At 60.4% G+C, this 21,589-nt stretch carries 20 protein-coding genes; 6 read left to right on the top strand and 14 right to left on the bottom strand.

Translation table 11 applies throughout. The features are described from left to right. Window positions 1-213 precede the first annotated feature (213 nt). Window positions 214-1,743, top strand: a complete 1,530-nt coding sequence (locus K290_RS0104430) for a helicase HerA-like C-terminal domain-containing protein (RefSeq protein WP_028750758.1) — start codon at window positions 214-216, stop codon at window positions 1,741-1,743. Between the two features lie 159 nt (window positions 1,744-1,902). On the opposite strand, the gene K290_RS0104425 is transcribed toward K290_RS0104430, so the two are convergent. From K290_RS0104425 to K290_RS0104415, 3 genes are all read right to left on the bottom strand, one after another. Further along, window positions 1,903-2,679, bottom strand: coding sequence for a VOC family protein (locus K290_RS0104425; protein WP_028750757.1), 777 nt, complete (start codon window positions 2,677-2,679; stop codon window positions 1,903-1,905). Window positions 2,680-2,690: 11 nt separating this feature from the next. Further along, entirely contained in the window at window positions 2,691-3,164 is a 474-nt protein-coding gene (locus K290_RS0104420; RefSeq protein ID WP_028750756.1) for a DUF1579 domain-containing protein, read from the bottom strand. Between the two features lie 118 nt (window positions 3,165-3,282). Next, a complete protein-coding gene (locus tag K290_RS0104415) occupies window positions 3,283-4,008 on the bottom strand; it encodes a DUF899 domain-containing protein (protein WP_028750755.1) in 726 nt (241 codons plus the stop codon). Between the two features lie 71 nt (window positions 4,009-4,079). On the opposite strand from K290_RS0104415, the gene K290_RS0104410 reads away from it, so the two are divergent. Next, window positions 4,080-4,526 carry a MarR family winged helix-turn-helix transcriptional regulator gene (locus K290_RS0104410; protein WP_028750754.1) on the top strand — a complete coding sequence of 149 codons (447 nt, stop codon included), beginning with the start codon at window positions 4,080-4,082 and terminating at the stop codon, window positions 4,524-4,526. On the opposite strand, the gene K290_RS0104405 is transcribed toward K290_RS0104410, so the two are convergent. The 3 genes from K290_RS0104405 to K290_RS0104395 form a co-directional block, all read right to left on the bottom strand. Then, window positions 4,523-5,281, bottom strand: a complete 759-nt coding sequence (locus K290_RS0104405) for an RES family NAD+ phosphorylase (protein ID WP_028750753.1) — start codon at window positions 5,279-5,281, stop codon at window positions 4,523-4,525. The genes K290_RS0104410 and K290_RS0104405 overlap by 4 nt on opposite strands. Next, the gene (locus tag K290_RS0104400; protein WP_028750752.1) at window positions 5,241-5,624 is read right to left on the bottom strand and encodes an MbcA/ParS/Xre antitoxin family protein; all 384 of its coding nucleotides are present in this window, start codon (window positions 5,622-5,624) and stop codon (window positions 5,241-5,243) included. The genes K290_RS0104405 and K290_RS0104400 overlap by 41 nt, the downstream gene beginning before the upstream one ends. 130 nt (window positions 5,625-5,754) lie before the next feature. After that, window positions 5,755-6,177: an organic hydroperoxide resistance protein gene (locus K290_RS0104395; protein WP_028750751.1), complete on the bottom strand. Its 423-nt coding sequence runs from the start codon at window positions 6,175-6,177 to the stop codon at window positions 5,755-5,757. 132 nt (window positions 6,178-6,309) lie between these two features. On the opposite strand from K290_RS0104395, the gene K290_RS0104390 reads away from it, so the two are divergent. Then, window positions 6,310-6,771, top strand: coding sequence for a MarR family winged helix-turn-helix transcriptional regulator (locus tag K290_RS0104390; RefSeq protein ID WP_028750750.1), 462 nt, complete (start codon window positions 6,310-6,312; stop codon window positions 6,769-6,771). 28 nt (window positions 6,772-6,799) lie between these two features. On the opposite strand, the gene K290_RS0104385 is transcribed toward K290_RS0104390, so the two are convergent. Next, complete coding sequence (locus K290_RS0104385) at window positions 6,800-7,537, bottom strand: L,D-transpeptidase family protein (RefSeq protein ID WP_028750749.1); 738 nt, start codon at window positions 7,535-7,537, stop codon at window positions 6,800-6,802. 158 nt (window positions 7,538-7,695) lie between these two features. After that, entirely contained in the window at window positions 7,696-8,502 is an 807-nt protein-coding gene (locus K290_RS0104380) for a L,D-transpeptidase (protein WP_037134944.1), read from the bottom strand. 159 nt (window positions 8,503-8,661) lie between these two features. Between K290_RS0104380 and K290_RS0104375 the strand changes: the two genes are divergently transcribed. Further along, entirely contained in the window at window positions 8,662-10,014 is a 1,353-nt protein-coding gene (locus K290_RS0104375) for a methylmalonyl-CoA mutase family protein (RefSeq protein ID WP_028750747.1), read from the top strand. A gap of 253 nt (window positions 10,015-10,267) precedes the next feature. Next, window positions 10,268-12,400 carry a methylmalonyl-CoA mutase gene (scpA, locus tag K290_RS0104370; protein ID WP_028750746.1) on the top strand — a complete coding sequence of 711 codons (2,133 nt, stop codon included), beginning with the start codon at window positions 10,268-10,270 and terminating at the stop codon, window positions 12,398-12,400. Between the two features lie 8 nt (window positions 12,401-12,408). Here the strand turns inward: scpA and K290_RS0104365 are convergent, their stop codons facing one another. The 6 genes from K290_RS0104365 to K290_RS0104340 all read right to left on the bottom strand — a co-directional run bounded on the left by K290_RS0104365 (window position 12,409) and on the right by K290_RS0104340 (window position 19,966). After that, entirely contained in the window at window positions 12,409-13,398 is a 990-nt protein-coding gene (locus K290_RS0104365) for an alpha/beta hydrolase family protein (protein ID WP_028750745.1), read from the bottom strand. An 89-nt stretch (window positions 13,399-13,487) separates the two neighbouring features. Continuing rightward, window positions 13,488-15,125, bottom strand: coding sequence for a cisplatin damage response ATP-dependent DNA ligase (locus tag K290_RS0104360; protein WP_028750744.1), 1,638 nt, complete (start codon window positions 15,123-15,125; stop codon window positions 13,488-13,490). After that, a complete protein-coding gene (locus K290_RS0104355) occupies window positions 15,125-16,135 on the bottom strand; it encodes a ligase-associated DNA damage response exonuclease (RefSeq protein ID WP_028750743.1) in 1,011 nt (336 codons plus the stop codon). The genes K290_RS0104360 and K290_RS0104355 overlap by 1 nt, the downstream gene beginning before the upstream one ends. A gap of 28 nt (window positions 16,136-16,163) precedes the next feature. After that, a complete protein-coding gene (locus tag K290_RS0104350) occupies window positions 16,164-16,874 on the bottom strand; it encodes a carbon-nitrogen hydrolase family protein (protein WP_245276469.1) in 711 nt (236 codons plus the stop codon). A gap of 108 nt (window positions 16,875-16,982) precedes the next feature. Continuing rightward, window positions 16,983-17,555, bottom strand: coding sequence for a TMEM175 family protein (locus tag K290_RS0104345; protein ID WP_028750741.1), 573 nt, complete (start codon window positions 17,553-17,555; stop codon window positions 16,983-16,985). Window positions 17,556-17,647: 92 nt separating this feature from the next. Next, complete coding sequence (locus K290_RS0104340) at window positions 17,648-19,966, bottom strand: sensor domain-containing protein (RefSeq protein ID WP_028750740.1); 2,319 nt, start codon at window positions 19,964-19,966, stop codon at window positions 17,648-17,650. Between the two features lie 246 nt (window positions 19,967-20,212). Between K290_RS0104340 and K290_RS0104335 the strand changes: the two genes are divergently transcribed. After that, entirely contained in the window at window positions 20,213-21,586 is a 1,374-nt protein-coding gene (locus K290_RS0104335) for a TIGR03808 family TAT-translocated repetitive protein (RefSeq protein WP_028750739.1), read from the top strand. Window positions 21,587-21,589 lie beyond the last annotated feature (3 nt).

Raw genomic sequence — 21,589 nt, 5'->3', positions numbered from 1 at the left:
TGTTACCTATGACGTGAACGTCAACGTAATTGAATGCGCCGACCGACTCAAGTCGGGCCGGGCTGTGCACGACTGTACCGGAAGCATCACCATGAAGCGAACGGTTGTCCCCATTCAAGTCTCTTCTTATAACAGCGTCAGGACAAATCAGTGAATGGGGCCCTGGCACCTCTTCGAGGGTTGCTGTGCGGCCGCCAAGGGAGACGACGCCTGATGCCGCAGCAGGATGGACAGATTTTCGTCGGCGCCAGCCGCAATCCGGACGGCAGCATCAACAAGGACGAATATCTGGCGCTGAAATTCGGCAATCGCCATGGTCTCGTCACCGGCGCGACCGGCACCGGCAAGACGGTGACCCTGCAGGTGCTGGCGGAGGGTTTTTCGAAGGCCGGCGTGTCGGTCTTCTGCGCCGACATCAAGGGCGATCTTTCCGGCATCGCCGCCAAGGGCGAGCCGAAGGATTTCCTGTTGAAGCGTGCCGAGGAAATCGGCCTGAAGCCCTATGAATTCGATCAATTCCCGGTGATCTTCTGGGATCTCTACGGCGAAAAGGGCCATCGTGTGCGCACCACCATCGCCGAGATGGGGCCGCTGCTGCTGGCAAGGCTGATGGACGCATCGGAAGCGCAGGAAGGCGTGCTCAACATCGCCTTCAAGATTGCCGATGACAATGGCCTCGCGTTACTCGACCTCAAGGATCTGCAGGCCTTGCTCAACTATATGGGCGACCATGCCAGCGAGCTTTCCAGCCAGTTCGGCCTCATTTCGAAGTCCTCCGTCGGCGCGATCCAGCGAGCCCTGCTGGTTCTAGAGCAGCAAGGAGCGGAAAATTTCTTTGGCGAGCCGGCGCTGCAGATTTCCGACATCATGCGCGTCAGTAATGACGGTTACGGACAAATCTCGGTGCTTGCCGCCGACAAGCTGATGATGAACCCGCGCCTCTACGCCACCTTCCTGCTGTGGCTGCTGTCCGAGCTCTTCGAGGAACTGCCGGAAGTCGGCGACCCTGAAAAGCCGAAGCTGGTGTTCTTCTTCGACGAGGCGCATCTGCTCTTCAACGATGCACCAAAGGTGCTGATCGAACGCATCGAACAGGTCGTGCGCCTGATCCGCTCCAAGGGGGTCGGCGTCTATTTCGTCACGCAGAATCCGCTCGATGTGCCGGAGACCGTGCTCGCCCAGCTTGGCAACCGCGTCCAGCATGCCTTGCGCGCCTATTCGCCGCGCGAACAGAAGGCAGTCCAGACCGCCGCTGAAACCTTTCGGCCGAACCCGGCATTCAACTGCGCCGAAGTCATCACCACGCTCGGCACGGGGGAAGCGCTGGTCTCCATGCTCGAAGGCAAGGGGGCACCCTCGATCGTCGAGCGCACCTTGATCCGTCCGCCCTCCGCCCGTATCGGCCCGGTAACCGATGCCGAGCGCCGAGCCATCATCAATGCCAGTCCGGTCGCCGGCCTCTATGACGAGACGGTGGATCGTGAATCCGCCTTCGAAATCCTCACCGCCCGTGCCCGCAAGGCTGCAGAGCAGGATGCTGCAAAACCGGACAGCGGAAGCGCCGGCGGCCGCTGGACGCTCCCCGGCTTCGGCGGCGACGATGACAAACCCGCAAGCCGCGGCCGTTCCGGCTATCAGCGCGAGACGATCGTGGAAGCAGCGATGAAGAGCATGGCGCGTACAGTCGCGACACAGGTCGGCCGGGCACTGGTTCGCGGGATTCTGGGTAGCTTGAAACGGTAGCAGAACACCTTCTCCCCTCGGGGAGAAGGTGCCTGAAGGGCGGATGAGAGGGAGCACCGCGACGAATATCATAAGCCGTGCTCGAAAACCGGTTCCCCAGGAATGCCCCTCAATCCGCGCTATGCGCGACCTTCTCCCCGAGAAGGAGAAGGTAGAGATTTACCGCGTCGGCGCAACGAGCGAGAAGAATGCACCTTGCGGGTCGGTGCACTGGACGATCCAGCTACCACCGGGGACTTCCATCGGGCCGTTGACGATCTTGCCGCCGCCCTCGTTGACGCGGGCGATGGCAGCATCGATTGCCGGGACGTTGAAATAGAAGTTCCAGGCCGCCATCGGCATTTCCGCCGGCTTGGTCATGATCCCGCCGAAGTCGCGGTCGCCGATCTTGAAGATCTTGTAGGTGCCCATCGGCCCCATGTCGAAATCGGAGCTCGATTCCCAGCCGAACATGTCACAGTAGAAATCAAACGCTTTCGGACCATCGCCGGAATAAAGCTCGTGCCAACCGATATAACCGGGAGCATTTGGCTCCGACGGCTGCCAATCCTGGCCCGGCAACGGCGTGAAGATGCAGAAAGCCGCGCCATAGGGATCGGAGACGACGGCGAAGCGACCGACACCCGGAATGTCTCCCGGCTCGCGATAGACCCTGCCGCCCTTGGCGGCGATCGTCTTGGCGGCCTCGTCGACATTGGGCACGCCGATATAACCGGTCCAGCAGGGCGGAGTGCCCATGGCCTTGGCCTCTTCCGGCAGGATCATCATACCGGCAACGGGGCCGGCGCCGGCGCTGAACAGGGTATAGGCCATTTCGATGTCCGGCATGCCGGCATCCTTGGCGTCCCAGCCGACAACCTTGCGGTAGAAGGCCTCCCCCGCCGCCATATCGGTAGTCATGAGTTCGTACCAGACAAAATATCCCTTCTCAGCCATTGCAGCTCTCCCTATTGCTTGCGGCGGTAATTGGCGATCATGAATTCCTTCCAGCTTCCGTCCGGCTGGCGGACGCTGGAGGAAAAGATGCGTTCATTGTCGTTGATGAATGTGATGGCTTCACGATAGCTGGCCGACTGGCCTTGGTGTTCAAAATCCGGCCCTGACGTGTCGAGCAGCAGGGTGCGGCCGGTCTGATCGAGAGCGCCTTCGTAAACCCACATGTGGTTCATCATGCTGCCGACCCAGGTGCCGGTATATTTGCCCTTCTCCGGATCATAGCCGAGCGTCAGCAATGTCGCGGCGGCGCCGCCGCCTGGCATCGTGCCCTCTCCCTCGCACAGAAACCAAATGCCATGCAGCGAGCGGACGGTTTCCGTCCAGGTGCCGTGGTCGATCTTACCCTCGGGATCGGTGGCATTAACCTCCCATGTGCCGAGAAGTTTCTTAAGGAATGTGTGTTGTTCCGTCAGTTCCGCCTTCATCGCCTCCCTCCTCTGCGATCGGCCGGACCCTATACGCCGTAGTGCTCTAAACACGGCACTTCGGATTTTTGTTCCGGCGCAACTTCCCGAAAAGTCGCGCCGCCGGGGCCGTTGTGCTTCAGTGACAGGAGGACTGCGCCTTTAGGGCTTCCTCATATTCGTCGTGGCGACGCACGAAATCCATGGTGCTGCCTTCGTTGCGGCCCTTCGGCGCATTGTCGAGGATCATCAACGTGCCGATCATCTCCTCCCCGCCGCGGGCATAGCTGGAATAGGTGTGGAAGATATTCCCGGCTTCATCCTTGTAGAAGGCGCTGAGCCCAGGAAGCTCGTCGTGGCCGTTCTTGGCGTCCATGGCAGAGAAATTGTAGAACACCTTTTCGCCGGCGAGCTGCTCTGGCGTAAAGGAGACGTGATAGTCGAAATTGAAATCGTTGGCGAAAGACGACACCCAGGGGAATTTCCAGCCCATACGTTTCTTGTAAGCCTCGATCTTCTCGATCGGCGCGCGGGCAACGGCAACGAGGGTGACGTCGTGGTGATTGAGATGTGGCAGGGCACCATCGAAATGATCGGCGAGGAACGAGCAACCGGGACATCCGGCTTCCCAGTTCGGACCGAGCATGAAGTGATAAACGATGAGCTGACTGCGGCCGTCAAAGAGTTCCGCAAGCGATTTCTTGCCGGTGGGCGTGTCGAAAACATAATCCTTGTCGACCTTCACCCAGGGCAGCGCCAAGCGCTCGGCATTGATGCGGTCACGCAAATGCGTCGCTTCTTTCTCCTTGGCAAGCAGCTCGCGGCGGGCCTCCAGCCACACCTCGCGTGAAACGATTTGGTTCATTGCCGCGCCCTCCTCCGACGTCCACTTCTCACCAAACTTGACAAATAGATTGATATCAATATTAGTAAACCATGTCAAACGTGATTGAGATTCCTTTCGAGACAACACTACTGGTGCGCGATACCTGCCTTTGCCTGCATGTGCAGCGCGCCGCTCGGGCCTTGGCGCGCCGTTTCGATGAAGCCCTGCGACCGCTCGAACTCACAAATGGCCAGTTTTCTCTGATGATGTCGCTGAACAGGCCGGAACCGGCGGCCATGGGCCCGGTCGCAACCCTGCTTGCAATAGATCAGACGACACTGACGGCGGCCTTAAAGCCGCTGACACGGCGGGGCTGGGTGACCATTCTGCCCAATCCCCGGGATCGCCGTGCCCGGTTGCTCAGCCTAACGCCGTCGGGAAAAGCGGTGCTGGCGGCGGCAGTGCCGATCTGGAAGGTGACGCATGCCGAGGTCGAGACACGATTGCCGGACGGCAATGCGGACCGGTTGCGGCGGGATCTGCTGGCGCTGTCTTAAGCGCTATTTCGCATGCGGGGATCGGCGCCAAAATCGCTGCGCGCGAAACCAATGCGGCTTTTCGGAAAATCGCAGAGTGCCTGCACGCCGGCCGGCGACAGCCGGATGCGCCAGGTCTGCCGTTCGACGGGTTCGCGCGCGGCGAAGGCATGGGCCGTCAGAAGCGCAAGATTCTTCCCGCCCTGGGGATCCCTGACGGATCGGTAGAGCATCGCCTGGATGCCCCCTGCCCGCGCTGCGTCGGCGAGCGACTGGCAAGCTTCATAGTTGACGGGATCGGTCCAGGCCTCGCGATCCCGATCCAACGGCGAACGGGTGAGGTCGATCGCCTCTTTCGCGGCGATCGCCGCGGCAAAGGCAGTATATTCCGCGGCATTGGCGGGTAAAGGCGTTTCCGGAGAATCGGCAAAGAAAAGCAGCCGGTAAAAGCTCATTTCGGCCAGCGCCGTCTCGACCCGTTCGGAAGCATAAAAGACCCCCAGGGTACGCCCCGCCCGTCTGAAGCGTGAGCCTTGAGGATAGATCGCTCCGTAGCGAAAAGGAGTGGCCAGCAGATAATCCAGGCCGGCGCATTCCGGTGGCAGCGCCGGCTTACTCTCCTCCAGCAGCTGTTCGAGAAGCGCCTGTTCTTCCAGCGTATCGACCAGTTTCAACGTCGAGACCTGATGCTGCGCCTCCACCAGCCGCCAATAGCGGCCGGAAATCGGCCGGGCCTCAGACGAGAGCGCGGCGGGCGTCCAGATAGGCAAGGACATCGGTCAATCCGGAAATGGAGGTGATTTTTTCGAGCGGTGTCGCGCCGAAGGCGAGATTGACGTTGCGCAGCCATTGCCGCGCCACGGCCTCATCGCCGCCGACGATGGCATCGAGCGAGCGGAACAGGCGCACGAAAAGAACGGCGAGTTCAAATGGCTTGCTGTGCCGTTCGAGAAGATGATCCTGCCGCTTCATGCGCGACACGGTTGCTTCCGAAACGCCGATGACGGCAGCGAGCATGCGCGCATTCAATCCCAACCGTTCCGCCGCATTGACGGCCGCCTTGGTTATGACCAGAGCCTCGCCTGGATTTGCATGACCAATTGCTTGAGCATGTGTCATCGCTATATATCCTTTCTCAAGAAAACATATAGCAACTTTCTTGCAAAAGAAAAGGAGCGACATGCATTTCCCTGCATGCCGCTCCTTTATGGCATCCGTTCCATCAGTTCGGAAGATGGAAAGCCTATCCTCAGGCAACCGTAACCGGCACTTCGGTGGAGGTGCGCATAGCATGGCTATAGGGGCAGACGATGTGAGCGGCAGCGGCGAGCTTTTCAGCGTCGGCCTTGTCCATGCCTGGAATGTGAACCGACAGCGAGACTTCGATGCCGAAGCCGGTGCCATCCGCACGCGGCCCAATACCGACCGTTGCCGTCACCTTGGCGTCTTCCGGAATCTTGACCTTCTGCTGGCCCGCAACAAATTTCAGCGCGCCGAGGAAGCAGGCAGAATAGCCGGCAGCGAAGAGCTGTTCAGGATTGGTGCCGGTAGCCCCATCACCGCCGAGTTCCTTCGGCACAGTCAGGGTGACGTCAAGAACACCGTTTTCGGAAACGGCATGGCCCGCACGGCCGCCGGTGGCAGAAGCTTTGGTGGTGTAGAGGATAGGCATATCAGGTCTCCTTTGCGAGTTGGATGAATGCTGTATATAGCGCGATTTAATCGTGCGCAATATATTTTTGTAATTTGATTTTGAAAAATGAACCTGTGACAATGACATCAACAAGAAACTGGCGGAGCAGCGATGACGGACGAGGTGCAGGAGCGGGCAATCCCGGATGAGGAAAAGCGGCTGGAACGGCAGCTTTGTTTTGCCGTCTACGCGACCGCGCATGCCTTCAATCGCGCCTATAAGCCGATCCTCGACCGTGTCGGCCTGACCTATCCGCAATACCTGGTGATGCTGGTGCTCTGGGAAAAGGGCTGTTTGCCGGTCAAGACCATCGGCGAGCAGCTCGACCTCGATTCAGGCACGCTGTCGCCGCTGTTGAAACGCCTGGAGCAAGCCGGTCTGATCGGCCGCGTGCGAGACCCGAAGGACGAACGGCAGGTCATCGTTTCATTGACGGACAAGGGCGCCGGCATGAAATGCCAGGTCGCTACGATCATGGCGGCCATCGGCGAAGCCGTCGGCTGCGACATGGATGAAATGGCCAGTCTGCGCGACCGGCTGCAGCGGCTGCGAGCGAATTTAACGGCCGAATGAGAGCCGTTAAATTCCACCCGTCAAAAATTTAAGCCTGCGTCACCAGAATTGGCGCGCGTTCCGGCACGCGGTCGTAGAGATCGATGACGTCCTGATTGAGCAGGCGGACGCAGCCCGAGGAAACCGCCTTGCCGATGGAGCGCCAATCGGGATTGCCGTGCAGACGGTAGAGCGAGTCCTGCTTGTCCTCGAAAATATAAAGGGCGCGCGCGCCGAGCGGATTCTTCAAGCCAGGCTCCATGCCGCCGTTGGCGATGGAATATTTGACGAGCTCCGGCTGGCGGGCGACCATTTCGTCCGGCGGATTCCAGCGCGGCCACTTCTTGCGCCACTGGATGACACCGCGGCCCTGCCAGGCAAAGCCTTCGCGCCCGACGCCAATGCCGTAGCGCATAGCCGTGCCGCCCTGCTCTGTAACATAGAGGAAGCGCTCGCGCGTATTGACGACGACGGTGCCTGGCGGCTCCCCCGTCGGATTAACAACGCGCTGACGATAATATCTGGGATCGATTTCCTGATAGGGTATCGCCGGAAGATGAAAGCCACCATCGTCCATGGCCGCATAGATCACGGCCGGGTCGGGCTGCTCGCCATTATAGCTGGACAGCCAACTGCCGAAGGGACGGTAGGTGGAACCGCTATACTGCACAGGGCTGACGATCGGGCTACTTTCGACCGTGGAAGCGCAGCCGGCGAGCGTGGAAACAGCGCCAATGCCCGCGAGGGCGAGGAAATTTCGTCGGGAAAGAGAAGAAGGCAGGCTCATGTCGACAGCATCATTCCTGTTGGAAGGGAAGCGGAAACCCGAAACGAACCGATTCGGTTCCCGGCAAGATTCGCAGAGACAGGAATAAAACTAAAGAGCACAGCCAAGCCCGGCTATCGCACTTATGCAACATCACGAAAATTTGTTGCAATCTGTCATTACAGGACGACAACTTCCGCCTTTGCCGACACCCGATTGAAGAGATCGATCACATCCTGGTTCAGCATGCGGACGCAACCGGATGACGCTTGCTTGCCGATCGACTGCCAATCCGGCGTGCCGTGAATACGATAGAGCGTGTCCTTGCCGTTCTGGAAGATATAGAGGGCGCGGGCGCCGAGGGGATTAGTCGGCCCGGGATTCATACCGCCGCGTTGTGCCGAAACCGGCTTGATCTCCGGTTCGCGAGCCACCATTTCGCTTGGCGGCGTCCAGCGCGGCCATTTCTGCTTCCACTGGATAACGCCTCTGCCATGCCAAGCATAACCGGCTGCGCCAAGGCCGACGCCATAACGCATCGCCCTACCGCCCGGCTCGACGAAATAAAGATAGTGGCCCCTTGTATCGACGACGATCGTGCCGGGTTTTTCATCGGTCCGGTAGTCCACTTCCTGACGCAGAAAACGCGGATCAATCCGCTTGTAGGGGATCGCCGGCAGCGTGAAATCGTCTTCGCTCTTCTGCGCATACATGGCCTGATGCACCGGATTGGACGTCGGCAGGCCATAGGTCTGATTGAATTGCGTGCGGAAGAGATCGCGCGCCTGCGGCACCGGCTGCACCGGCAGGCGCCCAACCTTCTGCGGATCGATGCCCTCAGGCTGATAGAAGATAGGCGCAGTCTCCTGCGCAAACCGATCTGGATCGGTCGCCCCAGTATCGGGAATGATGCTGCAGGCGGACAGCGCGGCAAAAGCAGCAACGACAAGCAGGCGACGGGAAGCGAGCAGGAGATCGGCCATCATCGGGAACCAGTTGAATACGGAATACGGATCGGTCAACCACATGATGACCGGCGCGGCTGGCGCGAAGCTGGCGTCGAAGGCGAAGATATTGCGCCATCTGGCCAAACTTCTGTTTTACCTTGCCCTGGCTTGAGTTAGACCATGGGGACGGAGGATAGCATGAATATCGACAGTCTCGACCCGAACGTTTTTGCTCCGACAAATCGCGAGGCCTGGCTCAAGCTGGTGGACCGGGCGCTGAAAGGCGCGGATTTCCAGGAGGCGCTGGTATCGCGAACGGATGACGGCATCGCGATCGAGCCGCTTTATGCCCGCCGCTCCGATGCCGCGCCTCTGGCCCGCCGCCACACCGACCGACCTTGGATCGTCAATCAGCGTATGGATGATCCAAATATCGAACGCGCTTTCATCCAGCTCGGCGACGATCTCGCCCATGGGGGCAATGGCGTCAGCCTGATCGCGAAAACTAGCCCTTCGGCCTTTGGTGCTGGCGTCGACGGGAACATCGAGGCGCTTGCGGCCAGACTGGCGGCTGCGGTTTCGGGCAAGTCCGTCTCGCTGCGCCTTGACGGCTTCTCGCCGGCTTTTGCAGCGGCATTGGCTTCAGCGCTCGGGAAAAGCCAACATCTCCCGGCCATGCATTTCGGCCTCGACGTTTTCGCCTCTGGCAAAACGATGCCGGAGTTAACGGGGAGCTTCCAGCGCCTGCGGGATGCCGGATTTTCCGGAACCGTCTTCAATGCCGACGGCCGTGCCGTGCACAATGCCGGTGGAACGGAGGCGCAGGAACTGGCAGTCATGGCGGCGGCACTCGTCGGCCATCTGAAACTATTCGATCAGGCAGGCATCGCGCCGGAGGCGACCCTGAACGCCGCAAGCCTCTGCCTGTCTGCCGATCAGAACCAATACATCGCCATAGCGAAAGCTCGCGCCGCACGCTTGATCTTTGCCCGCATCGCGGAGGCTTGCGGCATTTCCGATCCGCCGGCCGCCCATCTCTACATGGAAACGAGCTACCGCATGCTCACACGGCTTGATCCGGAGACCAACATTCTGCGCAATACCATAGCCGTCTTCTCCGCCGGCACGGGGGGCGCCGACGAGATTTCGGTGCTGCCGCACAGCTTGACCCATGGCATTCCCGATCCGCTGGCGCGGCGCCTGGCGCGCAACACGCAGACCGTCCTGATTGCCGAAAGCCATCTCGATCATGTCGTCGATCCAGCCGCGGGCGCTGGCGGCATCGAAGCACTGACGGAGTCCTTGGCGGAAAAGGCCTGGGAGATTTTTGTGGACATCGAGCGGGATGGCGGGTTGGCAAATGTTATCGCCAATGGCCGGTTGGCGGCGATGGTGGCCGAGGCGAGAGCAAACCGTGCGGCAAAATCGATTGTGGGGACGACATTGTTTGCTGCGAAGGTGGAGCGGCCGGTAACAGTCTTGGGAGAGCTGGGGCCTGTGGCGGAGTATATGGGGCTGACGCCGGTGCGGTTGGATAAGGTGGCGGTATGACGGCGGCTGTGGAGTTCGCGGGAAGTGCACACCCCCCTCTGTCACTTCGTGACATCTCCCCCACAAGGGGGGAGATCGTTTGGAGTTTGACGCGCCCTTCAGCAAGACAACGAAACTTTGCGTCAACAGATTCGGTGTTCGCTTGGGATGAGGGGGCGCCACTAGCGACTAATCTCCCCCCTTGTGGGGGAGATGTCACGACAGTGACAGAGGGGGGTAACGCAGGCGCGGCATATGCGGAGGTATCGGCCCCATGACCTCCATCCCCGATTTCACGACCATCCCTTGGACAAAACCCCAAGTCACGACGCCGAAAACCGACGCCCCGGCTTGGCAGACCCCGGAAGATATCGCCGTCAAGCGCACCTACGACATGGCCGACCTTGCCGGTCTGAACTTTCTCGACACCTATCCCGGTGCCGCTCCCTTCGTCCGCGGCCCCTACCCTACGATGTATGTCCAGCAGCCCTGGACTATCAGGCAATATGCGGGCTTCTCCACGGCCGAGGAATCGAACGCATTCTACCACCGCAATCTCGCGGCGGGCCAGAAGGGCCTTTCCGTCGCCTTCGATCTTGCAACCCATCGCGGCTATGACAGTGATCATCCGCGCGTGGCTGGGGATGTCGGCATGGCGGGCGTGGCGATCGATTCCATTCTCGACATGCGCCAGCTCTTCGACGGTATCCCGCTTGGTGAGATGAGCGTATCGATGACCATGAACGGTGCAGTGCTGCCGGTGATGGCGCTCTATATCGTCGCCGCGGAGGAGCAGGGCGTTTCCGAGGACAAGCTCTCGGGTACGATCCAGAACGACATCCTCAAGGAGTTCATGGTCCGCAACACGTATATCTATCCGCCGCAGCCCTCGATGCGGATCGTGTCTGATATTTTCAGCTATACCAGCCAGCGGATGCCGAAATTCAATTCGATCTCGATTTCCGGCTACCATATGCAAGAAGCCGGTGCGACGGCGGATCTGGAGCTCGCCTATACGATCGCCGACGGCATCGAATATGCCCGCGCCGGTGTCGCGGCCGGTCTCGATATCGACAGCTTCGCGCCGCGCCTCTCCTTCTTCTGGGCGGTCGGCATGAATTTCTTCATGGAAGTCGCCAAGATGCGGGCGGCACGGCTGATATGGGCCGCGTTAATGCAGAAGAACTTTGCGCCGAAGGACGGGAAGTCGCTCGCGCTTCGCACCCACAGCCAGACCTCCGGGTGGTCGCTGACGGCGCAGGACCCGATGAACAACATCATCCGCACCATGGTCGAAGCCATGGCGGCGACGCAGGGCCATACGCAATCCCTGCACACCAATTCCTTCGACGAAGCGCTTGCTTTGCCGACGGATCATTCGGCCCGCATTGCCCGCAACACGCAGATCCTGCTGCAGACGGAATCCCGCACGACGGGGATCATCGATCCGTGGGGCGGCTCGGCCTATGTCGAGCGGCTGACGCATGATCTGGCGGCCCGCGCGCTTATCCATATCGAAGAGGTCGAAGCGCTGGGCGGCATGGCCAAGGCCATCGAAAAGGGCATTCCGAAACTCCGGATCGAAGAAGCTGCCGCCCGCACGCAAGCGCGTATCGACAGCGGCCACCAGACCGTCGTCGGCGTCAATTTCTCCCGACCGGAACAGGATATCGAAGTCGACGTGCTGAAGGTGGACAATTCCGAGGTCCGCGCCCGCCAGCTCTCCAAACTGCAGCAATTGAAGGGAACGCGCGAGACGGCGGCGGTGGAGACTGCTCTGGACGCACTGACGGATGCTGCGCGCAACGGCACGGGCAATCTCTTGGATTTCGCCGTCAAGGCGGCACGGGCGAGAGCAACCGTCGGCGAAATCTCGCTGGCGCTGGAAAAGGCCTACGGCCGGCATGTTGCAGAGATCAGAACCATATCCGGCGTCTACCGCAAGGAAGTCGGCACGGCCGATCCGCTGTTCAACGAGGCGGTTGCAAAGGTGGAAGCTTTCCGCAAGGCAAAGGGCGAGAAGCCGCGCATCCTCGTCGCCAAGATGGGGCAGGACGGGCATGACCGCGGACAGAAGGTGATCGCCACAGCCTTCGCCGATCTCGGTTTCGATGTCGTCGTCGGCGCGATGTTCCAGACGCCGGAGGAAGTGGCCGATCTCGCGGTTCGCGAAGGCGCCGATATCATCGGTGCATCCTCGCTCGCGGCCGGCCATCTGACATTGGTGCCAGAGCTCAAGGAAGCGCTGACCCGCCGCCACGCCGGCCGCATCCTCATCGCCGTCGGCGGCGTCATCCCGCCTCAGGATTTCGCTGCATTGGAAGCTGCCGGTGCGGACGCGATTTTCCCGCCGGGAACAGTGATTGCAGAGGCGGCGGGTACGCTGGTCGATCGGTTGATGCGCTAATTTAGCCGTTATGCCGCCACGCTCTTGAAAAACTGGATGCTCTGTTCGATCTCACCCGGCAGCGCCGAGTTGTGATTGCCTTGAACCGTCACCAGCTCCATTTTTATACCGGCAGCGAGAGCGCGCTTCGAAAGCAGCGTCGCCCGGGCCTGCAAAGTGCCCTCTTCGCTGGCTTGCATGACCTTCAAGGGGCACTTGAAGCTGTGGGCATAGCAGATCGGCGAGCGCATCTGGAATTCGCGCGGATTTTTCGCGTTGAAGCGGATATCCTCCGGATAACGATGGAAGAAGGCGAAGGAATCCGGATTGCCTGACATGGGAGTGGCCGCGCGGAAGCGTTTGGCCGACATTGCCGCCAGCATTGCCAGCGTGCCGCCGACGCTATGGCCCGCGAGGAACAGGCGGTGCGGATCGACGCCGGGCAGATGGCGCAGACGATTGGATGCAGCGAGAACGTCGGCAACTTCGTCGTAGAAACCCGAGAAATTGCCCTTTTGGCCGTTTTCGCCGCGCATCGATGGGATCATGACGACATAGCCGGCATCGACGTAAGGCTTCGCCAGCAGCCAATGGCCCTGACCGATGGCATTGCCGCCGTGGAGAAAGAGTACGGCGGGCTTCGGCTTCGGCGTGCGCTCGTAGCGCGACACCCAGGCAACGAGTTCCAGCTCGCCGCCGAGACCGCTGCGATAGAAAATCTGATCGGCGTCCGATGGTGCGACCAACGGCTCATATTTGTCGGGCGCCGGGCCTTTGTTCAGCAGGTCGGTGCGAAACTTATGCCGCTCCTTGGCATAATCGCCTGCGAGAAGCGGCGGCTCGGTCACTGCGACGGCCGGCTTGCCAGTCGGATCTATGACCTTGGCATCAACCGATTTGGTGACAGGAGCCACGGTTTCGGCAGCTCGGGCGATATTGGGGGCAAAAAGGGTTACGGCAAGGCCAGCTAAAACGGTGCGGCGAGTGGGGCGAAATGCATTGTCTTCAGACGTTGTCATATGCTCTGTCCAAATATCCCCGGCGGATCAAAATCTGCACAGGTTGAAAGGCGAGGCCAACTCACATTGTGGTGAGGAATCGGCCTATCCTATTCATCAACGGCAGGAGCCTTGGCGTCAATCAGCGCCACCAAATTTTCCAGCCGATCCGCCTCATAGGGCGGCTTGTTGGGTCTCAGACGAGCAATTCGTGGAAAACGCATGGCAACGCCGGATTTGTGCCGCGTCGAACGGTTGATCCCTTCAAAGGCGACTTCGAGAACGAAGCCGAAATCGCGATCCGCCCTGACCGCTCTTACCGGGCCGAAACGATCGATCGTATTGTTGCGCACGAACTTGTCGAGCACTTCCAGCTCGGCATCCGTGAAACCGAAATAGGCCTTGCCGACCGGCACCAGTTGTTCGCCCTCCGGTGTCATCGACCAGACGCCGAAGGTGAAATCGGAATAATAGCTCGAACGCTTGCCATGGCCTCGCTGGGCATACATCAGCACCGCATCGACATTGTATGGGTTGCGCTTCCATTTGAACCACGGCCCCTTGGCGCGGCCGGAGAGATAGGCACTGTCGCGGCGCTTGATCATGACGCCTTCGATAACGGGATCAGGCGGTGCCGAACGCAATTGGTCCAACTCCTCCCAGGAGGTAAAATCCACCAGCGGCGAGAGGTCGAAACGATCGTGTGGCGCAGCCTCGATAATTTCCGTCAACCGCTCCCGCCGATCGAGAAAGCCGCGGGCACGCACGTCCTCTTCGCCATCGAATAGCAGGTCATAGGCACGGATGAAGGCCGGATATTCCTCCAGCATCTTCGTTGTTACCGTTTTGCGGTTCAACCGCTGCTGCAGGTCAGAGAAGGTGCGGGTCGGACTGTTGGAACGCGCTGTGCCGCCGACCAACAATTCGCCGTCCACCACACCCTCGAAGCTGATGACGTCAACGATATCTGGAAAGGCCCCGGAAATGTCGTCGCCGGAGCGGGAATAAAGTTTGCTCGTCATCCCCGCGCGCGAAAGCTGCACGCGGATGCCGTCCCATTTCCACTCGGCGGCATAATCCAGGGGATTGAGCCCATCGAGATCTCCGGGCTCGACGGCATTGGCGAGCATGACGGAATGGAAGATCGCCGGCGTCGCCAGCACGGGTTTGTCGCCTTTGCCCTCCAGCCATTGGAACAGGCTTTCATAGGGCGGCTGCAACCCATGCCATAGCGTTTCGATCTCGGTCACGTGCTTGCCGCTCAGCTCCGCCAGAGCCTGCTTGGCAAGCCGCGCCGACACACCGATGCGTAGCGCACCGGTGGCGAGCTTCAGGAAGGCAAAGCGGCCTGACGTGTCCAGCCGGTCAAGCAGGTCGCGAACGAAGCTGCGCACCTCGGTACGCCCCAGCGCATTCATCCGACGCACCACCTCTCCAAGCTTCGGCTGCTCGCCCGCCGGGCGGATGATGTCGCTTTCCTTGTCCCAGACCAGCGAAATGGTCTCGGCGAGATCACCGACGTAGTCATAGGAATAATGAAACAGCACTTCGTCCATGCGTTCCAGCACAAGCTCGCGCAGCATGGCTGGTTTGACGTTGCGCACCTCGAGCGTGCCGGCGATCGCAGCAAGACCATAGCCCCGATCGGGGTCGGGCGTATCGCGAAAATAATCGATAAGCAGCTTCAGCTTGCCGTTGCGGCTCGGCGTCAGCACCAGGCGATCGAGGAGATCTGCGAAGGCTTTCATTAGTCACCCTCATCCTCATAGCCGATCAGATGCAACGGCTTGGCCGGGATGCCCTGCAATTCGCACCAGCGCACAAGAGCCTCTTCGCGTCCATGGGTGACCCAGACTTCGCCCGGTTTCAGCTCCGAGATGGTCTCCGTCAGCTCCGGCCAATCGCAATGATCCGAAATGACGAGCGGCAGCTCGACGCCGAGCTGCTTGGCGCGCTGGCGCACCATCATCCAGCCCGACGCAAAGGCGGGCAGAGGCTCATGGAACCGCCGCGCCCAGCGATCGGCAAAAGCCGACGGCGGCCCGACGACGATGGCGCCCTTGAAGATCGATTGGTCCCGGCTTTCGATCGTTGCCGGCAATAACTCGCCAAGCGCGATCCCCTGTCCGGCATAGTAACTGCATAGCGTCTCCAGCGCGCCGTGAATATAGATCGGCCTGTCGTAACCGGCATCGCGCAGCAGCCGGATGACACGCTGCGCCTTGCCGAGTGCATAGGCGCCGATGAGATGGGTGCGCTCGGGAAATTGCCGAAGCGAAGCCAAGAGCTTCGCCGTCTCGTCCATCGGATCGGGATGATGGAAGACCGGCAATCCGAAGGTCGCCTCGGTAATGAAGACGTCGCAGGCAACAGGCACGTAGGCGGCGCAGGTCGGGTCCGGCCGCCGCTTATAATCGCCGGATACGACAATGCGCAGCCCGTCTTTCTCCACCGCGATCTGTGCGGAACCGAGGACGTGTCCGGCCGGATGAAACCGCACCCGAACGCCGTTGATCGTCAGCTCCTCGCCGAAACCGACCGGCTGCTCCGATCCAGCGAAATCATCGCCATAGCGTATCCGCATGATGTCCAGGGTCTGGCGGGTGGCGAGCACTCGGCCATGGCCGGCGCGGGCATGGTCGGAATGTCCATGCGTTATCAACGCCCGCTCGACCGGCCGCACCGGATCGACATAGAAGCCGCCGATCGGGCAGAACAGCCCCTCAGGGGCGGGATACAGCAGTTGATCCGGTCTCATGGGACAAAAGATAGCGTGATTTATGCAATTATGTAGCGATCATTGCCGCTTTTTTGACCGAGTTCGCTTCAAGCCGTTCGTCGGGCAGATCGAAAACCAGAACATCTTCGCTGTACGCTTTGGCCTTCGCGACGACCACGCCGTTCGGATCGACGATCGCGGTACTGCCGTAACTCACCCAGCCGTCGGCATTGCTGCCGACGACATCGGCCGACATGACCCAGCATTTTGTATGCTTGGCGCCTATCCGCAAGCTTTCGATGGCAGGCCTATGCCACTTTTCCGCCTTGTGCGGGCGAAGCATCAGATTGAGGGGATTGCAGATGAGGCCTGCTCCTTTTCTGGCGAGCCGGGCCGCCGTATAGGGATATCTGAGATCGGAACAGATATTGATGCCGAAGCACCAATCGCCGAGTGCCCAGACCGGAAAATCGGTCCCGGGCGTGCAGCCCCTTTCGATGGGATGCATCTTGGCGTAGACCCCGCTTATCCGCCCCGCCCTCGCGACGACCGCGCTGTTGTAAATCGACTCCCCTCGCCGCTCGAAGAGGCCGATGATCGCGGTCGTCTTCCCCGATGCACAGCGGGCGATCAAGGCATTCAGGGCAGGATCATCGAGTGAGAGTGCACGCCGCCTGGTAAGTGCCGATTCATAGCTGTGTCCCTGAAGATAGCATTCGGGGAAAAGGGCGAGGTCGATGCCTTGCTCATCTGCCCACGTCAAGTCGCGCGAAAGCACATTCCCGACCTCATCGAGGGCATCGAACAGTGCTCGGCGTTGAAAGGCTGCAACCCGCATGTCAAAGGACTAACACGGTTCGTGAGTCGCCCACAGATCGACGCCCGTCTACTTCATCATCCGTTCGAAGCGCCGGTCCGGTATCAGCCATATGCAAGCGACGATAAAATAGATGCCGAGGGAGATGAACGGATTAATGGCGGCAAGTATGATCGCGATGATGTAGAGGCTGACGGAGAGCGCGGCCTTACCATCCGAGCCGAGTGTGTGGGCAAAATCGGAATCCCTGCCATGCACGCGGATCAGCATCCGGCCGAGGATGTAATAGGCGAAACCGCACATCAGCAAGATGAAGCCATAAACCATCACCGGGGTCATGGCGAAGTCGTTATCGTCCATCCAGCCGGTGGCGAAGGGCATCAAAGACAGCCAGAACAGCAGATGCAGATTGGCCCAAAGCACGCCGCCCCTGACATGCTTCACCGCCTGGAACATATGATGGTGATTGTTCCAGTAGATGCCGACATAGACGAAGCTTAGAACATAGGAAAGCAGCGTCGGGATCAGCGGGATCAGCGCCTGCAGCCCCTCGCCATGTGGCGCTTTCAATTCCAGCACCATAATGGTGATGATGATGGCGATCACGCCATCGGAAAAGGCTTCGATGCGCCCCTTGCCCATAAATCGATTTCCCCTCTTGGCGTCTGGCCCCAGACAGAATCAATTTAAGGGCCACATATATCGGGGCAGAATTACAGTGGACAGTGATGGGTTCAAGCGAGGCGATCACCGGCTCTTGCGAGAATTTTCGCGATCTCCCCTGGCCCGACCGGCCGTGAAAAATAAAAGCCCTGGGCGTCATGGCACTGAGCCTGACGCAGGAATTCGAGTTGCTCGTCCGTTTCCACGCCTTCGGCCACAACAGCCAGGCGCAGCCGGCGCGCAAGCGAGATGACGGCCGAGGCGATGGCGACGGTCGTCTCGTCGCGTGGCAAGGCCTCGACGAAGGAACGGTCCATTTTGAGACGGTCGAAGGGAAAGGTCTTCAGCGCCGCCAGGCTGGAATAGCCGGTGCCGAAATCGTCGATGGACAGACGCACGCCAAGCGCCTTCAGCGCCTGCATGACGTGCAGGCCGCGCGGCACATCATGCATCAGCGTGCTCTCCGTCAACTCAAGCTCCAGCCATTGCGGCTCGAGGCCGCTCGCCTCCAGAGCTTCGGTGACGTGCGCGGCAAGCGCCGGATCGCCGAACTGCCGAGCCGAAACATTGACGGCGATCGTAAGCGGCGGCAGGCCCATTACCTGCCATTCCTTGGCCTGCCGGCAGGCCTCGTTCAGCACGAACAAACCGAGCGGGATGATCAGCCCGGATTCTTCCGCCAGCGGGATGAACTGACCGGGCGGCATCATGCCGTGGCGCGGATGACGCCAGCGCACCAGCGCCTCCAGCCCGACAATGCGGCCACTCGCGACATCGACCTGCGGCTGGTATTCCAGAAAGAACTGCTTGGCACCGATGGCGCTGCGCAATTCTTCCTGCTCGCTCAGCGGCATGACGCCAGCCGCGTCCGGCCTGTGAATATGATATTGCAGCCGGTTGCGGCCATGCTCCTTGGCCTTGTACATGGCCGCGTCGGCACAGGCGATCAACTCATCCGGAGTCTCCCCATCGGCCGGAAAGGCAGCAACGCCGATGCTGCTCGTCACGGCGATCTTGATTTCCCCGATCACCACCGGCTGCGTAATCGCCTTCTGCAGTTCACGCAGCCGCCGGGTGATGCCGGTGTCGTGGCGCGACTGATGGACGATGACCAGCAGGAACTCGTCTCCGCCGAGGCGCACCACCATATCGGAGGCCCTGAGGCTATCGACCATGCGGGCCGTCAGCTCCTTCAACAGCTCGTCGCCGGCGCTGTGGCCGCGGCTGTCGTTGACCTGCTTGAAATTGTCGAGATCGACATAAGCGACCGTCACCTTGCGGCCGTTCCGGCGAGCCTTGAACAGGATCTTCGCCATGTTCTCCTTGAGAAAGGCACGGTTCGGCAGACCTGTCAGGTCGTCATGATGGGCCATGAAATAGGCGCGGTCTTCGGCGCGCTTGCGCTCGATGGCGATGCCGGCGATGTGGGTCGCCATGGCGACCAGCTCCAGCTCGCGTTCGGTCGGCTCACGCACGGTACCGGAATAGAGCGCGAAAGTGCCGAGAACGTTGCCCTGCGACGTCATGATCGGCGTCGACCAGCACGAGCGCAGGCCATATTGCGCGGCTAGATCAGAAAAATCCTCCCAGAGCGGATCCGTCTGGGTGTCGTAGACGAAGACCGGCTTGCCGCGCCAGGCCGCCGTGCCGCAGGAGCCGACTTTCGGTCCGATGGCAATACCGTCGATCAGGCGGCTATAGGTGGCTGGCAGATTAGGGGCCGCGCCGTGGGAGAGATGGATGCCTTCGGGATCGAGCAGCAGGACCGACCCTTTTATGTCGGTCATTTGATCTTCGACCATCAATACCAGCGCCTCGAGGATCATCTCCAGCGGCTCGCTTTTGGCAATCATTTCCAAGAGCTCGGCCTGGTTGCGGCGCAGATGCTCCTGGCGTTTGCGTTCGGTAATATCGCGCGAAATGCAGATCAGCCCGATCACCTCACCGCGATCGTTGCGCAGCGGCAACTTCGAGGTCAGCCGATAGACCGGCTTACCGCCGCTCGCGGAGGGAATGACGTCTTCCATATCGAGCCGCGGCTTGCCGCTAGCGATGATTTCCTGCTCGATGCGGTAGTATTTCGTAGCCCGCTCCAGCGGCACCAAATCGAAATCGGTCTTGCCGGTCAGCGCGCTGGCTCTTTCCAGGCCGAGACTTTTTGCCGTGGCGGAATTGGCGAAGACGAAGCGGCTTTCCCGATCCTTGACGAAGAGAAAATCCGGCAATTCATGTACGATCGCCTTGAGGCGCAATTGCTCGATGCCATCGGCGACGTGGTGCGCGTTCGCCGCCATCAGCGCCTGCGTGGCTGCCAACAGGCGCTCCGTCTCGATATCGAGCGAACGACTGCGCTCGCCTGTCCGGGCGTGCTGAAGAGCCGGCTTATTCATGATGCGCATTCTCCCAACCCAACCGCAGGCGCGGCTCCATTCAAATGTCACAACCAAAACGCGATCATTATAGTTCCCGCTTCCTTCAAGGCTCTTAAGGGTATGGGTGAACGAAAGAATAAATGGGCGAAACCTGCGAAAATTCGGAGACCCTGTTCCACGAAAACAGGCCTTTTCCGTATCAAATCGGCACAGATGCGCATGGCATGGTTCGTGCTTCCGGAAGGTTTGTTTCAGGAGTTGATAATGGTCCAGCGCCGCGCGTTCATTGCCTATATCGCCGGCTCGGCCGCAACCGGCCTGTTTGCCCAACGCGGCTTTTCCTCGCCGCTCGTCAAGATGGCCAGCGCCGAGATGCGCGGACCGATCGATGCCATCGCCTATAGAGCGACGCCGGGCACCAGCGACATCAGAAGCGGCAAGCTCCAGGCCGTCATCGACAGTGCCGCGCGCGACAACGCGCCGGTGTTTCTGCCGCCCGGCAACTACGATGTGTCGAACCTTTCGCTGCCCGACAATACCCGCATTACCGGCGTCCCCGGCGCTTCGCGGCTGGTCTATGGCGGCGAAGGCCATCTGATGAGCGCAGACAAGGCCAAACGCATCGAACTTTCCGGGCTCGTTCTTGATGGCGGCAACCACTGGCTTGCCGACTATGCCGGCGGGTTGCTGCAATTTACCGGCGTTGACCAAGTGCTGATCGACAATTGCGACATCGCCGGCAGCCGCAAACATGCGCTGCAACTGGAGCGCTGCGGCGGGCGGATCGAACGCAGCCGCATATCGGGCGCCGCAGAAGCCGGCCTCTATTCCGTCCAGTCGACGGGATTGTCGATTACCGGCAATACGGTCGAGGACTGCGGCAATGGCGGCATTCTCATCCATCGCTGGGACAAGGGCGAAGACGGCAGCGTCGTGACGGGCAATCGCATCGCCCGCATCGGCGCCAATGATGGCGGCACGGGCCAGAACGGTAACGGCATCAACATTTTCCGCGCCGACGGCGTCTTGGTCTCCGGCAACCAGATAGCCGATTGCGCCTTCACCGCAGTACGCGCCAATTCGGCATCGAACGTGCAGATCACCGGCAATCAGTGCCTGCGCTCCGGCGAAACGGCGATCTTCTGCGAATTCGAGTTCGAAGGCGCCGTGGTCAGCAACAATCTCGTCGACGGCGCTGCCAACGGTATCGCGATTGCCAATTTCGACAAGGGCGGCCGGCTTGCCAGCATAACCGGCAATATTATCCGCAACCTGTCCCTGACCGGCCCCTACCCACAGGAAAGCGGCTTCGGCATCGGGATCTCAGCCGAAGCCGACACGCTGATTGCGTCTAACCTCATCGAAAACGCCCCGCTCTGGGGCCTGAAACTCGGCTGGGGTCCCTATCTCCGCAATCTCGTCGCCACCGGCAACATCATCCGCCAAGCTCCTATCGGCTGCGTCGTCTCCGTCGCCGACGGCGCCGGTACGGCTGTCATCTCGGACAATCTGTTCCAGCAGATGGAAAAAGGCGCGGTCCTCGGCTTTCGCTGGGACAAACCGGCTTCTGGTGACCTAACGGCAACGGGGAGCGGAGAATTTCCACAACTGACGATAGAGAAAAACAGGCGAGTTTAAATG

The sequence above is a fragment of the Rhizobium leucaenae USDA 9039 genome, assembly GCF_000426285.1.
In the GTDB taxonomy this organism is placed as follows: Bacteria; Pseudomonadota; Alphaproteobacteria; order Rhizobiales; family Rhizobiaceae; genus Rhizobium; species Rhizobium leucaenae.
The sequence above is the reverse complement of the archived record's forward strand: the minus strand, read 5'-3'. Positions and strand labels throughout refer to the sequence as shown.